This window comes from Pseudoduganella flava (assembly GCF_007830495.1).
In the GTDB taxonomy this organism is placed as follows: Bacteria; Pseudomonadota; Gammaproteobacteria; order Burkholderiales; family Burkholderiaceae_D; genus Rugamonas; species Rugamonas flava.
Map to the genome: position 1 here is coordinate 248,391 of NZ_VLKW01000003.1, position 14,328 is coordinate 262,718.

At 62.6% G+C, this 14,328-nt stretch carries 11 protein-coding genes and 1 tRNA gene; 1 reads left to right on the plus strand and 11 read right to left on the minus strand.

All coding sequences use genetic code 11. The features are described from left to right. Window positions 1-16: 16 nt before the first annotated feature. Window positions 17-1,306, minus strand: a complete 1,290-nt coding sequence (locus IP92_RS09250; RefSeq protein ID WP_145874264.1) for an aminotransferase class V-fold PLP-dependent enzyme — start codon at window positions 1,304-1,306, stop codon at window positions 17-19. Continuing rightward, entirely contained in the window at window positions 1,303-3,693 is a 2,391-nt protein-coding gene (locus tag IP92_RS09255) for a TonB-dependent receptor plug domain-containing protein (protein ID WP_145874265.1), read from the minus strand. Before IP92_RS09255 ends, IP92_RS09250 begins: the two co-directional genes overlap by 4 nt. Window positions 3,694-3,862: 169 nt before the next feature. Here IP92_RS09255 and IP92_RS09260 point away from each other — a divergent pair, with 169 nt between their 5' ends. Further along, window positions 3,863-4,420: a hypothetical protein gene (locus tag IP92_RS09260; protein WP_145874266.1), complete on the plus strand. Its 558-nt coding sequence runs from the start codon at window positions 3,863-3,865 to the stop codon at window positions 4,418-4,420. Window positions 4,421-4,428: 8 nt separating this feature from the next. On the opposite strand, the gene IP92_RS09265 is transcribed toward IP92_RS09260, so the two are convergent. From IP92_RS09265 to IP92_RS09305, 9 genes are all read right to left on the minus strand, one after another. Further along, a complete protein-coding gene (locus IP92_RS09265; protein WP_145874267.1) occupies window positions 4,429-4,932 on the minus strand; it encodes an alpha/beta hydrolase family protein in 504 nt (167 codons plus the stop codon). Window positions 4,933-4,970: 38 nt separating this feature from the next. After that, window positions 4,971-6,365, minus strand: coding sequence for an RNA-directed DNA polymerase (locus tag IP92_RS09270; RefSeq protein WP_145874268.1), 1,395 nt, complete (start codon window positions 6,363-6,365; stop codon window positions 4,971-4,973). Beyond that, window positions 6,362-6,958 (minus strand): SLATT domain-containing protein, encoded by a 597-nt coding sequence (locus IP92_RS09275; protein ID WP_158206729.1) that lies wholly within the window; start codon window positions 6,956-6,958, stop codon window positions 6,362-6,364. Before IP92_RS09275 ends, IP92_RS09270 begins: the two co-directional genes overlap by 4 nt. A gap of 303 nt (window positions 6,959-7,261) precedes the next feature. Continuing rightward, window positions 7,262-7,340, minus strand: a tRNA-Ile gene (locus IP92_RS09280). 185 nt (window positions 7,341-7,525) lie between these two features. Next, entirely contained in the window at window positions 7,526-9,784 is a 2,259-nt protein-coding gene (rpoD, locus tag IP92_RS09285; RefSeq protein WP_145874270.1) for an RNA polymerase sigma factor RpoD, read from the minus strand. Window positions 9,785-10,239: 455 nt separating this feature from the next. Continuing rightward, on the minus strand, window positions 10,240-12,036 hold the full coding sequence (dnaG, locus tag IP92_RS09290; RefSeq protein ID WP_145874271.1) for a DNA primase: 1,797 nt from the start codon (window positions 12,034-12,036) through the stop codon (window positions 10,240-10,242). Between the two features lie 90 nt (window positions 12,037-12,126). Next, the gene (locus IP92_RS09295) at window positions 12,127-12,576 is read right to left on the minus strand and encodes a GatB/YqeY domain-containing protein (RefSeq protein ID WP_145874272.1); all 450 of its coding nucleotides are present in this window, start codon (window positions 12,574-12,576) and stop codon (window positions 12,127-12,129) included. Window positions 12,577-12,758: 182 nt separating this feature from the next. Further along, window positions 12,759-12,971: a 30S ribosomal protein S21 gene (rpsU, locus tag IP92_RS09300; RefSeq protein ID WP_005665410.1), complete on the minus strand. Its 213-nt coding sequence runs from the start codon at window positions 12,969-12,971 to the stop codon at window positions 12,759-12,761. A gap of 137 nt (window positions 12,972-13,108) precedes the next feature. Continuing rightward, window positions 13,109-14,317, minus strand: a complete 1,209-nt coding sequence (locus IP92_RS09305; RefSeq protein WP_145874273.1) for a BaiN/RdsA family NAD(P)/FAD-dependent oxidoreductase — start codon at window positions 14,315-14,317, stop codon at window positions 13,109-13,111. Between the last annotated feature and the right edge of the window lie 11 nt (window positions 14,318-14,328).

Sequence of the window (14,328 nt, forward strand, 5' to 3'; positions counted from 1 at the left end):
TCGCGGGATGTCCGAGCTACCCGCGCAGCGCCGTCACGAGCCGGTCCACTTGCGCTTCGCTCGTAAAAATGGCGGGCGTGACGCGCACGCAGGCGCCCGATGCCAGGCCGTCCCTCATCACGACGAACACGCCGTGCTCCTGCAATAGCCGCTTGGCCAGCGCGACGTTGTCCGCCACCGACCGTTTGCCGCGCAGCCGGAACGCGGCAATGGCGCTGGTCAGGCGCGGATCGCTGGAGGCTAGCACGTCGATGCCGTCGATCTCGCGCGCCGCGTCGACCCAGCGGTTGCGCAGCCGGTGCAGGCGGGCCTGTTTGTTGGCGACGCCGATGCGCTGGTGCACCTGCAGCGCCAGCGGCACGGTCAGGTAGGCGGCGAAGTTGATCGTGCCCGTGTGGACGCGCGTGGCGATGTTGTCGCCATCGGCCTCGCCCATGTACGGATCGATATCGCGCACTCGCCCGCGGCGGATGTACACGGCACCCACGCCGACCGGCGCGCCGATCCACTTGTGCAGGTTGATCGCGGCGAAATCGGCACCGAGGTCGGGGATGCGCATGTCGAGCTGGCCGAAGCCGTGCGCGGTGTCGACGATGACGTCGATGCCCCGTTCGCGCGCCATCCGCGCGATCTCGGCAACGGGCAGCACGACGCCGTTCCGGTGGCTGACGTGCGTGAGGATCATCATGCGCAACCGCGGGTGCTGCGCCATCGCCTGCGCGTACGCATCGATCAGGCCCTGGTAGGTGGCGGGTTCCGGCAGGTCGATGCGCACGACATTCACGCCGCGGCGCTGCCGCAGCCAGTGCACCGTCGTGATGACGTTGTCGTAGTCGAGGTCCGCGCACAGCACCGTGTCGCCCGGCCGCAGGCGGTTGTAGCCGCCGATCAGCGCGTGCAGCGCTTCCGTCGCACCACGCGTCAGCACGATCTCGTCGCGGCCCACGCCCAGCGCTTCCGCAACGGCGCGATGCGCGGCACCGTACTCGTCCGGGAACGCCAGCCGGCCGTAGTAGGCGTTGCCGGAGTTGACTCGTTCGACGTGGCGCGCATACGCGTCGACAACGGGGCGCGCCATCGAGCCCCAGTAGCCATTGTCGAGCATCGCCACTTCGTCGGTGACGTCGTACAGCGCGCCGACCTTGCTCCACCAGCCGTTGTCGGCGGCCAGTGCTGCGGGCGCCAGCGCCGGCGGCGCCGGCACATCCGCCAACGAAGCAACCGCCGCGCCGGCGACCGACGGCACGAACGGCAGCAGCGCGCCGGTGCGCAGCAAGGCGCGGCGGCTGAAGACAGGAGGCTTCAAAACTTCACCGTGTAATCGACGTACAAGTTGCGGCCATCGGTGTCGTACGGCGCGTTGCGCGAGTAGATCAGGCCGCGGCTGGCCTGGAACACCGCTTCGTCCGGGTACTTGTCCAGCACGTTGTCGACGCCGAAGCGCAGCGTCTGCGTCGGCGTGACGCGCCAGCTTGCGGCCAGGTCGAGGAAGCGCATCGCGCCGAAGCGCTGGAAGATGTCGCCGGTGGCATTGCCCGTGCTGTCCGTCCAGGAGCCGTAATAGCGCAGGCGTGCAAGGGCGCTCCACACTCTGCGATCATATGCTGCACTGAAGGTCGCCTTCTGGCGCGGCAGGCGCTCTTCGAAGATCAGCCGCTGCGTGGTGTTGGTGGCGACCGCCGAGCTGCCGCCGTCGACCTCCGTCTTGTTGTAGTTGTAGGCGGCCGTCAGGTTCATCGTCCCATCGGCGACGCGCCCGCGCCAGCTGCCGACGACGTCGATACCGCGCGTGCTCGTATCGAAGTCGTTGGTGAAGTAGTTCACCGACGTGTAGCGCAGCGGATTGGCCACGCCCGCCGGCACAGCGAACGACGCGGAGGTGCTGAAGCGGTCGCGCACTTTGATGTCGTACAGGTCCACGGAGCCAGATAAGCCCAGTGCGCTCTTCCACGTCAGCCCCAGCGACAGGTTCTTAGATTTCTCCGGCTGCAGCGGCTGCGCGCCCAGCATCACGGCCAGCGGATCGCTGTTCGACAGGCGGCCGCTGGAGAACACCAGCAAGGTGCGCGTGTCCAGCCCCTGGCTCGTGCTGTTGGTGTTCAGCTGGCCCGGCGTGGGCGCGCGGAAGCCCGTCGAATACGATGCGCGCAGGCCGACATCCGGGCTCAAAGCGAAGCGGGCGGACAGCTTGCCGTTCCACGTGTCGCCGAATTCGGAATAGTCTTCGTAGCGCAATGCGGCACCGACCGTGAAGCGCGAAGTCAGCGGCGCTTCGACGTCCGCGTACGCGGCATAGCTGTTCTGGTCCCAGCGGCCGGCCTGCGTGTTGCTGAAGCCGGGCGCGCCGTTGGCGTTCGCGTCCAGGCCCATCGCCGCGCCAGGGCCGACGGCATACGAAGCCGGATCGCCAGCGCGCACCGCATAGCGCTCGTTGCGGTACTCGGCACCGAAGCCGACGTTGACCGGCTGCGCCAGCGCCGGCACGTTCCACGCATAGTTGAAGTTCGCGTTGACGAGCTTTTCGTCCTGCGTCAGGCGGCCCAGGTAGAACGACGTCGGACTGTTCGGCCCCAGCGACGCGTTGATCGAATTGTGCAAGCCGTAGTCGATCGCGTTGCGGCCATAGGAAGCGCTGACGTCCCACGCCAGCGCGTCGCTCAGGTTGCCGCGCACGCCGGCCAGGACGTGCGCGTCGTTCGACTTGTTCGTGTACTGCGGGCTGAAGCCGACCGGGTAGATGCTGCGCACGTCCCAGCCGGGGAACACGGTGGTGGTCTTGAAGACGCTGGTGCTGGTATCGGGATTGCGCCAGTTGAAGTCCGACGTGCCCTTCGAATGCGTGAACAGCGCGTAGCTGTAGGCGACCGTGTCGCCGCCCAGCCCCACGCTGGCGTTGTAGCCCAGGTGCTGGCTGTCCAGCTCCGGCTGGCCCCAGCGCTGGACGGGATTCGGCACGGTCAACTGAGGATGGGCGGCCTGGAACGCGATCGCATCGGCGCGCTGGCGCGTGCGCGACGTGGGGTCCGACTGCATCGCCTCGGCGAAGAGATTCAGCTTGCCGTCGGTACCAAACGCGAGGCCGTACTTGGCGCGCAGCTCGTTGGTCTTGCCATCCGCTTCGCTGTACTGCGAATGGTGGGCGGAGATCTCGGCGCCAACGGCGTCGTCGAGGATGATGTTGATGACGCCCGCGATCGCGTCCGAACCATACTGCGCCGAGGCTCCGTCGCGCAGCACCTCGATCCGCTTGATGGCGCTGGTTGGAATCTGCGCGAGATCGGCGGCCTGCGCCCCACGCGCGCCCAGCAGCGCGCTGCGGTGGAAGCGCCGGCCGTTGACCAGCACCAGCGTCTGGTCCGGCGACAGCCCGCGCAGCGTAGCCGGCCGCACGAACACCTGTCCATCGGCCATCGGCAGGCGCTGCACGACATACGACGGCACCAGCTGCGCCAGCACGTCGTTCAGGTCCGACGACTCGACGGCCGCGATCTCTTCGCGGCTGAACACGTCCACCGGAGCGAGCGTATCGAACTGGGTGCGGTTGCTGGCGCGGGTGCCGGTCACGATGACGGATTGGCCGCTATCGACATCGGCACTGTTGGGGGATTCGGCAGCGGCGGCGCCACGTTCGGTGGCCAGGCAGGTCAGCGCGCACAGGGTGGCGCCGGCAATCTTGCGTCGTTTGAAGGTCATGATTTCTCGCGGTGAATGGACAAGCACCGCCACGGACTGCCGTGGCGATTGCGAGAAATACTTTAGTGATGCAATGTTACTTGCTGATGAAAAGCAATATGCGGCGGGTTTGCGGATAGCGTTGCATCCTTCATAATGCGCCGCGTCTCCCACTCTTTTCCCGGCAACGATGACCCGATTTGTTCCGCACTTCCTGGCCGCGGCCTGCGCGATGGCCGCCGCCACCACTGCCTCCGCCCAAAGCTCCGTCGCCGATCTCGTTGGCGAATATACGCTGGCGTCCTCGACCACCGTTCCGGCCAGCAGCTGGGGCTTCACGAAGAGTCGCGTCTCGATCCGTAAGCTCGACGAGCGTCATGTGCTGATCCTGCTGGCCTGCGAATGGAAGCGCGAACCGAAAGCCGTATGCCGCGAACATTACTTTGCGCAGCAGCGCGACGGCGGCGTGTACATGCAGGACATGAACACGGATTCGCAGCGCTGGTACTTCGACCCTGCCACGCGCCGGCTGACGGTCATCTGGCGCGGCGCGGATGCGAAAAGCTCGGTGCGGCACGACGTCTACGCGCCGACGCAGGAGCCTTTGACAGACCCGGCCCTGGTGCGCCGCATGAAGCGCGAGGAAACCCTGTGGAACGACAAGGAAAATCTGCGGGTGTTTGGGCACTACAGCAAGTGGACGTACCAGAACAACCGTATCGAATTCCAGAGCGGCACGCCGAAATAACGCCGCCGCTACTTCCGCTTGTCGAGGAAAGCCTTGATGTGGCCGATCAGCGCGGGATGCAGCGGCAGCGTGGGGTCGCCGTATGACCTGGCCTGCACCGCGGGATCGATGGGTACCTGTTTCAGCACGTGGTTCATGTCCGGGATGATCGCCAACGTCGCGTCGGGCTTGGCTGCTTTCAGCGCCTGCGCCTGATCCATACCGACCTGGATGTCCGTGCCGCCCTGCACGATAAGTACCGGCATGCGCATCGCTGCAACGACCTTGGCCGGCACGTGCTTCATCCAGGAGATCAGGTAAGGCTGCACGCTCGGCCGGTACAGCACGTGCAGTGCCTGACTGACCTGCTCCACGGTGCGGCCTTCCTCCATCGCGACAAGGACTCGCTCGTTCTCGGCCGCCTGCCCCGGCGGCAGCTTCCCCGTCAACTGCTTGCGCAGGATCGCTCCCGCCGGCTCGGCGGCCGGCGATCGAAATAAACGCGCTGGCACCGCCGCGCTGCGCTGCAGCACGATCTCGAAAGCGCCGTCTACTCAATCCCTTACGGCGCTCAACCGCGTGAACCGCCCTCGATATCTTGTTCAAGTTCGGAAGTCTCGCGCCTGATACGCCGTTTGAAGGCTCGGTTGACCTGTACTTCGGTCAAGCTCCCGACATTGTCCATTCCGTATAGTTCGAGCAATGCCCTCTGTTCATCGATAGACGAAGTGTCGAAGTTAGGGATGTACTTATGCGTGAGGTTACTACGCTTGGCTTCGTGAAAACTACGAACAAATGATTTCAGTTCGCCTTTGATGGGCTCAAAGGCAAAGCGCTTGCATAAGACGTTAATCGTTTTGTCTAAGCCGTGCAACTGCGACACTGCCTTGTCGTCAATTTGGGAGAAGTAAAAAACCCATCCGCGACGCACTTCATCGAAAAGGCAACCAGTGATGCGCAGGTTCAAACGCCACGTGAAAATTTTGCGAGCTCGCTCTAGCAACAACTTACGCGCGACAGGATCTGGGTTAGCCGTTGCTGTCGCGCGCCTATATTTGTAAGTAGTAAAGATTTTTGCGAGAGAAGACTCTAAGCGGCGAACTGAGTCCAACTTTACCGATGCCAGCGTGTTCTTGAAATCGTATCCAAGAAAATTGAAGTGGTCCGTGACCTTGCCGACCATCGACTTCCCTACTGTATGCAATGGGTGCACATTAAGGTGATAGCCGTTTAGCAGGTAGGTGCTGACGGCATCGAATAGCGCCTCGGGATCGCCATTTGTTAAGATGAGAACGTCGTCGACATAGCGAAAGTACTTGACGTGCTCCATTTTTGAAGCCCATGCGTCGAACTTGGATAGATAGATCTCGGCGAGAATATTCGAGATGGACAAGCCTTGAGGCACGCCTTTCGTTTCCTTAGCCTTGGAACGGTCGGGGTAGGCAACCGTCGGGCTCTCTATGGCCACACGAATTAGATGGTGAATCTCTGCCTTGCGAATCTTACGCTTGAGTATCTTCGTCAAGACATCATGATCAATGCTCGGGTAGAAGTTAGTGACGTCGAGCTTGATAAAGTGCGTGTATTCGCCACTAGCTAACGCTTTGCGCAGCTCAGAGACCGTATGCTGCGGGAGCTTAACGTCCAGGTCTTCTTTGAACGTGCTTTTGAGAACATTACATAGCGCGCGTAGGGTGATCCTATCACGATAGGTTGGAATAGAAATCACCCGAGGATACTTGTTGGCTCCCTTGGAGATCAGCTTTTCCTTGTATTGCGAGAACTTGTAGGAGCCGTCCGCAGCTTTCTTGTTGATGAGCTCGATTTCACGCAGGACGGTTTGCTCGAACAGGTTCCGGCTCAGCCGATCGACACCGATCGCACTCGTTAGCGCGATATAGTCTTCATACACACTGCGCAAGTTCTCGACTGTGAACTGCTGCGCAAAATGCTTCGCTGCACTCATTTCAGATGAAACCAGAGGGCCGCGCCCACCGGCGCAACGTAAAGCAGAGCCAGCGTGCAAAAGCGCCAGATACGCCACCAGTAGTACCGCACTACTTCACCGCGTCGAGGATGGCGCGAGGTTAAGCCCGAGCCTGCAAGGATACGAGCCCGGATGTCATCTAACGTATTATGGTTTTCAACCTCACGAAGCGCTTTTGCATAGCGCGCTGCCAACTCCGTGCAGGCTGGACCGGCAACATTTGTTGCGGGATCGCTTTTCAAGGCGACTAGTTCGTTCTCGATCTCTTGCAGCTCGTGATACCCCTGTTTGAAGCGTGCCGCACGGTCCTTGAAAGTTTTGCTGTTGAGGTAAAGCGAGAGTGCCAGAAGAATGATCGACAACACAGCCATAGCAGTGTTAGCCAGGTCCTCGTCTGCCTTTAGCGCAGGAGGAAATTTCAGCATGACGACCGACACACACGTGGTATAGGCTGCGTAGACTACCATTAAAAGTTGCGTGTGGTGTTCATTCAGGAGCAGCCGCTCTTCGGCGTTGATCCAGGCCTTGCGTGTGAACCATACTTTGTTGAACAGATGTTCAGGGATTGTCAAAATAGTTCCACCGAGAAAGAGGTGGGAGCACGGTTAATTATGCAAGGATTAATCTCCCTGTTACCAGGGACTGCCAAAGGCCGACGGCAAGCCGTGATTGAATAGGGTCGCCCCGAAGGGCCCTGGTTTCCCAGCGTGCTCCCAGACGCTACCTTACTGGACTTTGATCTCTGCCGCAACCAGCTCGCAAGCCCATCAAGGCTGTCCATGAACGACCGGTTATGAATGCCTACATAGTGCCTACACGGCAGTTCAGCATTGAGAGGACCAAGAGCCCACAGCAATGTAAGCTATTGATTTTATTGGTAGGCCTCCCCGGAGTCGAACCGGGCACCAACGGATTATGAGTCCGCTGCTCTAACCAGGCATGAGCTAGAGGCCCTGAGGTACTGCGATGTGCTGCTGAGGTGATGCGGAAACGATGCTGGATGTACCAGGAGCCGGTACCGCCCCTCCCCGCACAGCTCGCCGTAGCCTGAACTACAACGAACTCGGCAGAATAGGGCCTGCACCGGCTCCCGTCAAGACCTGACTGGTCGATTAGCTGGCTAGTCGACTGCTTCCAGGTCAGTTCCCTTCGAGGAAGCTCTTCAGCTTGTCCGACCGCGACGGGTGGCGCAGCTTGCGCAGCGCCTTCGCTTCGATCTGGCGGATGCGTTCGCGCGTCACGTCGAACTGCTTGCCCACCTCTTCCAGCGTGTGGTCCGTCGACATCTCGATGCCGAAGCGCATCCGCAGCACCTTCGCTTCGCGCGGCGTCAGCGAGTCGAGCACGTCCTTCACGACGCCGCGCATCGACGCGTGCAGCGCGGCGTCCGACGGGGCCAGCGTGTTGTTGTCCTCGATGAAGTCGCCCAAGTGCGAATCGTCGTCGTCGCCGATCGGCGTTTCCATCGAGATCGGCTCCTTCGCGATCTTCATGATCTTGCGGATCTTATCTTCCGGCATCTCCATCTTGATCGCCAGCGTCGCCGGATCGGGCTCAGCACCCGTTTCCTGCAGGATCTGGCGGCTGATCCGGTTCATCTTGTTGATCGTCTCGATCATGTGGACCGGGATACGGATCGTGCGGGCCTGGTCGGCGATCGAGCGGGTGATGGCCTGGCGGATCCACCATGTCGCGTACGTCGAGAACTTGTAGCCGCGGCGGTACTCGAACTTGTCCACGGCCTTCATCAGGCCGATGTTGCCTTCCTGGATCAGGTCGAGGAATTGCAGGCCCCGGTTCGTGTACTTCTTCGCGATCGAGATCACGAGACGCAGGTTGGCCTCCGTCATCTCGCGCTTGGCCTTGCGGGCCTTCATCTCGCCGGCCGCCATCTGGCGGTTGATGTTGCGCAGGTCCGGCAGCGGCAGCACGACGCGCGCCTGCAGGTCGATCAGGCGTTGCTGCAGTTCCTTGATCGTGGGGATGTTGCGGCCCAGGATCGCGCTGTACGCGTGGCCGGCGGCCACTTCGCCGTCGACCCATTCCAGGTTCGTTTCATTGCCCGGGAAGACCTTGATGAAGTGGGCGCGCGGCATGCCGCACTTGTTCACCGCGACGTCGAGGATCTGCTTCTCGATGTGGCGCACTTCGTCGACCTGGCCGCGCAGCGTGTCGCACAGCTTTTCGACGACCTTCGCCGTGAAGCGGATGCCCAGGAGCTCGTTCGAGATCGCGTCCTGCGCCTTCACGTACGACTTCGAGTTGTAGCCTTCCTTCTCGTAGGCCTTGCGCATCTTGTCGAACTGGTTGGCGATCTCGTCGAACTTCGCCAGCGCGGCGTTCTTCATCGCCTCGAGCTGTTCGGCGGAATAGCCGGCCGCCGCGCCGGACGGGCTGGCTTCTTCCTCTTCTTCCTCTTCCTCTTCTTCCTCGTCCTCGTCGTCTTCGTCATCCTCGGACGGCGCGGTCTGCGCGGCGGGGCCGCCGCCATCCTCGTTCTCGTCGACGAGGCCGTCGACGATCTCGTCGATCTTGATCTCGTCGTGACGGATGCGGTCGGACGTGGCGATGATCTCGGCGATCGTCACCGGGCAGGCGGAGATCGCCTGGATCATGTCCTTCAGGCCGTCTTCGATGCGCTTGGCGATCTCGATCTCGCCTTCGCGCGTCAGCAGCTCGACCGAGCCCATTTCGCGCATGTACATGCGCACTGGGTCCGTCGTGCGGCCGAAATCGGAGTCCACGGTGGACAGCGCGGCCTCGGCGGCGGCTTCCGCTTCGTCGTCGCTGGTGACGGTGGCGACGTTATCGGACAGCAGCAAGGTTTCGGCATCGGGCGCGTGCTCGTACACGGCAATGCCCATGTCGTTGAACGTGCCGATGATGCCTTCGATCGCTTCCGGATCGACGATGTTGTCCGGCAGGTGGTCGTTGATCTCCGCGTACGTCAGGAAGCCGCGCTCCTTGCCGAACTTGATCAGCGTCTTCAGCTTCTGGCGGCGGCGCTCCAGCTCTTCCTCGGTGGCTTCCGTGTCGGACGAGAACGCATCCTTCAGCAGCGCCTTTTCCTTGGCCTTGCGGTCCTTGGCTTTCGCCTTGTCCACGGCCTTCAGTTCCGCGCGCTCGACCGCGTTCAGCGCGGCCACCTCGTCGTTCTCTGGCTGGAATTCCTTCGGCTTGCGGCCGCGCCGGCCCGGCACTTTCACGCTCGGGAGCACGTAACCGGACGTATCGATGGCGGCCAGGGTGGCCGCATCGGTTGTCTGGCTGACTGCTGGCGGTGCCGCAGGCGCGCGCGTCTCCGCGCTCGTTTCGGCTTTGTCGGCCGTCTTGGCCGCGCGGGCGGTCACTTTGCTGGGCTTTGCAGCCGCTTTGGTTTCAGGTTTCTTTGCTGGCACAGGCGCTTTCGATGTCACAACGACTTGCTTTACGGTTTAGGATGATGCCGTAATCACCGGGAACCATACCGCAGGATCCCTCCATCCGGCACTGCTACGAACTTCCTTGCTCTATCCCCGGCATACCTGAAGCTGCCGAACGCCACCGGTGTTAGCCGATGACTATGTTTGGCAGAAATTCTACTGTATGACTGCGCGTGGGGGCTAGGGGCACGATTGGTGTGAGAATGCAGGCTGATTACGCCTGCCGGCGACAAGAAACTCGCGCCGTCTCAACCACGTTCGGCCCGGTCGCCGGCACGTGCCGGTCAAGAGCCCAACTAACTGAAAACAAACACAAATTCTGAACTGAAAAAACCTTGCCAAGGTATTGAAATACTTAGCGTTTTATTATAGCACGCGGCATTTCGAACGCCAGGCACGCGCCCCCTTGGCAGGGTGGGCGCCCCGGTTATTTAACGGTTGCTCAGCTCCAATTGCTCTTCGCGCATTAACATGTCCTGCTTGGCCGTTATTTCGCGATAGCGCACGCCCAATTCCTCGGACGACAAGCCGGCCGAGAACAGCTGGTTCAACTCGGCCTTCAGCATGTCGAGCTTCAGTTGCCGGACGGTGGCCGTCAGCCACATCCGCTCCGTCTCGATTTCCGGCTCCGGCGCGGCGGCGATTTCGCCGATGATCGCGTCGTATTCCGGGCCCTGTTCCTTCAACTGCTGGGCCAGCGCGGCAAACGTGCCGTTGTCGCCCAGCTCCTGCGCCAGGCGCACCAGGTGCACCAGGTGCTCGCACTGCTCCGGGCCGAACTGGGCGAACGCCTGCTGCGCGGACTCGTCCAGCTGCAACGCCAGCGACGGGTGCGAGACGATGGCGCGGATGATCTTCAACTCCAGCCCCACCGGCTCCTGCCGCTTCGATTTCGGCGGCGCCTTGCGGTTCGCCGCCACGGGTTTCGCCAGCTCGAACAGCGCTTCGATCTCGGCCGGCGAACTCTGCGTCATATTGGCCAGGCCGCGCACGATCTGCAGCCGCAGCGCCGTCGGCGTCATCGCCTGCAGCATCGGCTTCGCGTCGAACTGCACGCGGGCCCGTCCTTCGGGTGAATCCAGGTCGTGCTCGCCTGCCGCTTCGCGCAGCAGGAACTGCGACAACGGCATCGCCTCCTGAACCTGCTGCTCGAAGGCCGGCGCGCCGAACTCGCGGATATAGCTGTCCGGGTCGTGCTCGGCCGGCAGGAACAGGAACTTGATCGTCTTGTCGTCGGAAACGTGCGGCAGGCACGCTTCCAGCGCCCGGCGCGCCGCCTTGCGGCCAGCCCGGTCGCCGTCGAAGCTGAAGACGACGTTGTCGGTCTGGCGCAACAGTTTCTGCACGTGCGTCGTCGTACAGGCGGTGCCCAGCGTAGCCACTGCCTGCGGGAACCCCATCTGGGCGAGCGCGACAACGTCCATATATCCCTCGGTCACCAGCACGTACCCCGCATCGCGGATCGCCTGGCGTGCCTCGAACAGGCCATACAGTTCCGAACCCTTTGAAAATAAAGGCGTTTCGGGGGAATTCAAGTACTTTGGCTCGCCCTGTTCCATGATCCGGCCGCCAAAGGCGATCACTTGCCCTTTGGTATTGCGGATCGGGAACATCACGCGCTCGCGGAAGCGGTCGTAGCGCTTGATGTGGCGGCCTTCCTCGTCGACCTTGTCGATGACGAGGCCGGCTTCGGCCAGCACGGGCGCATCGTATTTCGGAAACACGGCGCGCAGGTTGTCCCAGCCTTCGGGCGCGTAGCCGAGCGCGAAGCGGGCCGCGATCTCGCCCGTCAGGCCGCGGCCTTTCAGGTAGGCGATCGCGCTGGGCGCCTTGCGCAACTGGCCCTTGTAATAGTCGGCCGCCAACGTCATCGCATCGGACAGCGCCACGCTTTGGGCCTGCATCTGGGCGCGCTGGGCCGGCGGGATCTTGTCGTCCTGCTCCGGGACCACCATGCCCACGCCCTGGGCCAGGTCCTTCACGGCATCGACGAAGCCCATGCCGGAATACTCGATCAGGAAACCGATCGCGGTGCCGTGCGCGCCGCAGCCGAAGCAGTGGTAGAACTGCTTCGTGGGGCTGACGGTGAAGCTGGGGGATTTCTCGTTGTGGAACGGGCACAGGCCCTGGAAGTTCGCGCCACCCTTTTTCAGTTGCACGTAGCGGCCCACCACGTCGACGATGTCGACGCGGTTCAGCAGATCGGAAATGAAAGATTGTGGAATCACTATGGCAACCCGGCGTGTTGTGACAGATCAGGCTATACCGCCGCGGTCGGCTGAAGCTTGCGCCCCGTCAAACCGCGGCAACAGCCGAGCTCAGGCGCCGGACAGCGCCTTCTTCACGAGGCCGGAGACGGCCGTCATGTCGGCGCGGCCGGCCAGCTTCGGCTTCAGGATGGCCATCACCTTGCCCATGTCCTGCGGGCCGGCGGCGCTGGATTCGGCCACGGCGGCCTTCACTTCGGCGGCCACTTCGTCATCCGACAGGCCGGCCGGCATGTAGGCCGACAGCACGGCCAGTTCGGCCTTCTCGATGTCGGCCAGGTCGGCCCGGCCGCCCGCTTCGAACTGCGTGATCGAATCCTTGCGCTGCTTGATCATCTTCTCGACGACGGCGATGACCTGGTCGTCGTTCAGCTCGATCTGCTCGTCGACTTCGCGGCGCTTGATTTCGGCGAGCAGCAGGCGGATCGTGGCCAGCTTGCCGGCTTCCTTGGCGCGCATCGCGTTTTTCATGTCATCGGAAATCTGGGCTTTCAGGCTCATGGGGTCCTCGGGAAATGGTGGAATACGGGCTGTAAAAGCTGCGCTGCAAAAAGCTGCGCTTCAAAAGCTGCGCCGTAAAAGCTGAAAACCCGCTGCGGACGATGCCGGAGCGGGCGAAACGCGAACGCACACGGACCGGAGGCGAAAGCGCCGTCAACGGCCCGGTCAAGCGAAGGCGAGAATTAGTACAGCTTCTTCGGCAGTTGCTGGCTGCGGATGCGCTTGTAGTGACGCTTCACGGCAGCGGCCAGCTTGCGCTTGCGCTCTGCGGTCGGCTTCTCGTAGAACTCGCGTGCGCGCAGTTCGGTCAGCAGACCGGTTTTTTCGATGGTGCGCTTGAAGCGGCGCATAGCAACTTCGAACGGCTCGTTTTCTTTAAGGCGGATAGTGGTCATGTAAAAATTCAAACCGTTAGAGGGTTTTTAGGAAGACAGCGATAATAGCAGCTTTTGTCCACAAGGACAAGAGGCTGGTGCTGACCCGCTAACCTCTTTTACAACACCGCTGCTGCGCGAACGGGACGGCAATGATATCAGACCGCCAGCCCCGCCGCCACGCCGGACGCCCACGCCCACTGGAAGTTGTAGCCGCCCAGCCACCCCGTGACGTCGACGGTTTCGCCGATGAAATGCAGCCCCGGCACCTTGTTCGCCATCAGCGTCTGCTGCGACAGCTCGCGGGTATCGACGCCGCCGCGCGTCACCTCGGCCTTGCGGTAGCCTTCCGAGCCGTTCGGCGTGATCGTCCACGCATTGATGGCCTGGCCTAGGCGGCGCAGCTGGGCGTCGGGCATGTCCGCCAGGCGGGCGTCGGCGTGGAAGGCGTGTGCCTGCAACAGGCCGTCGGCGAGGCGCGCCGGCAGCCACTGCGCCAGCACGTTGCCCAGGTGTTTCTTGACCGTGCCCTTGCCTTCGATGAGCTGCTGGGCCACGTCCAGCTCCGGCAGCAGGTTGATCGTGATCGGCGTGCCGGGCTGCCAGAAGCTGGAGATCTGCAGGATCGCCGGGCCGGACAGGCCACGGTGCGTGAACAGCAGGTCTTCGCGGAAGCGCGCGCCGGTGGCGTTGCGGCCTTTCAGGGTACCCGTCTCGACATCGACTTCCAACGACACGCCGGCCAGCGGCACGAACGGTTGCCACTGCTGGGCATCGAACGTCAGCGGCACCAGGGCCGGGCGCGGTTCGACAAGGCCGAGGCCGAACTGTTTGGCGATGCGATAGCCCAGGTCGGTGGCGCCGATCTTCGGGATCGACAAGCCGCCCGTCGCGACGACGACGGACTGCGCGTGGATCGTGCCCGCATGCGTGTGGACGGCGAACTGTTCGCCATCGCGCGCGATGCCGTCGACCTTCGCCGGCATGCGCCAGTGCACATTGCCGAGGTCGCACTCGGCGCGCAGCATGTCGATGATCTGCTCGGCGGAATCGTCGCAGAACAGCTGGCCCTTGTGCTTCTCGTGGTACGCGATGCGGTACTTCTTCACGAGCGCGAGGAAATCCTGCGGCGTGTAGCGCGACAGCGCGCTCTTGGCGAAGTGGGGATTGTCGGACAGGAAATTGGCCGGCCCCGCGTTCACATTGGTGAAATTGCAGCGGCCGCCGCCGGAAATGCGGATCTTCTCGGCCAGCTTCTCGGCGTGATCGACGAGCACGACCTTACGCCCGCGCTGCCCGGCCGTCGCCGCGCACATCATCCCGGCCGCGCCCGCGCCGATCACCACCACGTCAAACTGTTCCGCCATCATGCATCCTG

Coding starts and splice junctions, on each gene's coding strand:
- IP92_RS09270 (WP_145874268.1), bottom strand. CDS start 6,365: ATGAGTGCAGCGAAGCATTTTGCGCAGCAGTTCACAGTCGAGAACTTG.
- IP92_RS09260 (WP_145874266.1), top strand. CDS start 3,863: ATGACCCGATTTGTTCCGCACTTCCTGGCCGCGGCCTGCGCGATGGCC.
- IP92_RS09305 (WP_145874273.1), bottom strand. CDS start 14,317: ATGGCGGAACAGTTTGACGTGGTGGTGATCGGCGCGGGCGCGGCCGGG.
- IP92_RS09295 (WP_145874272.1), bottom strand. CDS start 12,576: ATGAGCCTGAAAGCCCAGATTTCCGATGACATGAAAAACGCGATGCGC.
- IP92_RS09255 (WP_145874265.1), bottom strand. CDS start 3,693: ATGACCTTCAAACGACGCAAGATTGCCGGCGCCACCCTGTGCGCGCTG.
- rpsU (WP_005665410.1), bottom strand. CDS start 12,971: ATGACCACTATCCGCCTTAAAGAAAACGAGCCGTTCGAAGTTGCTATG.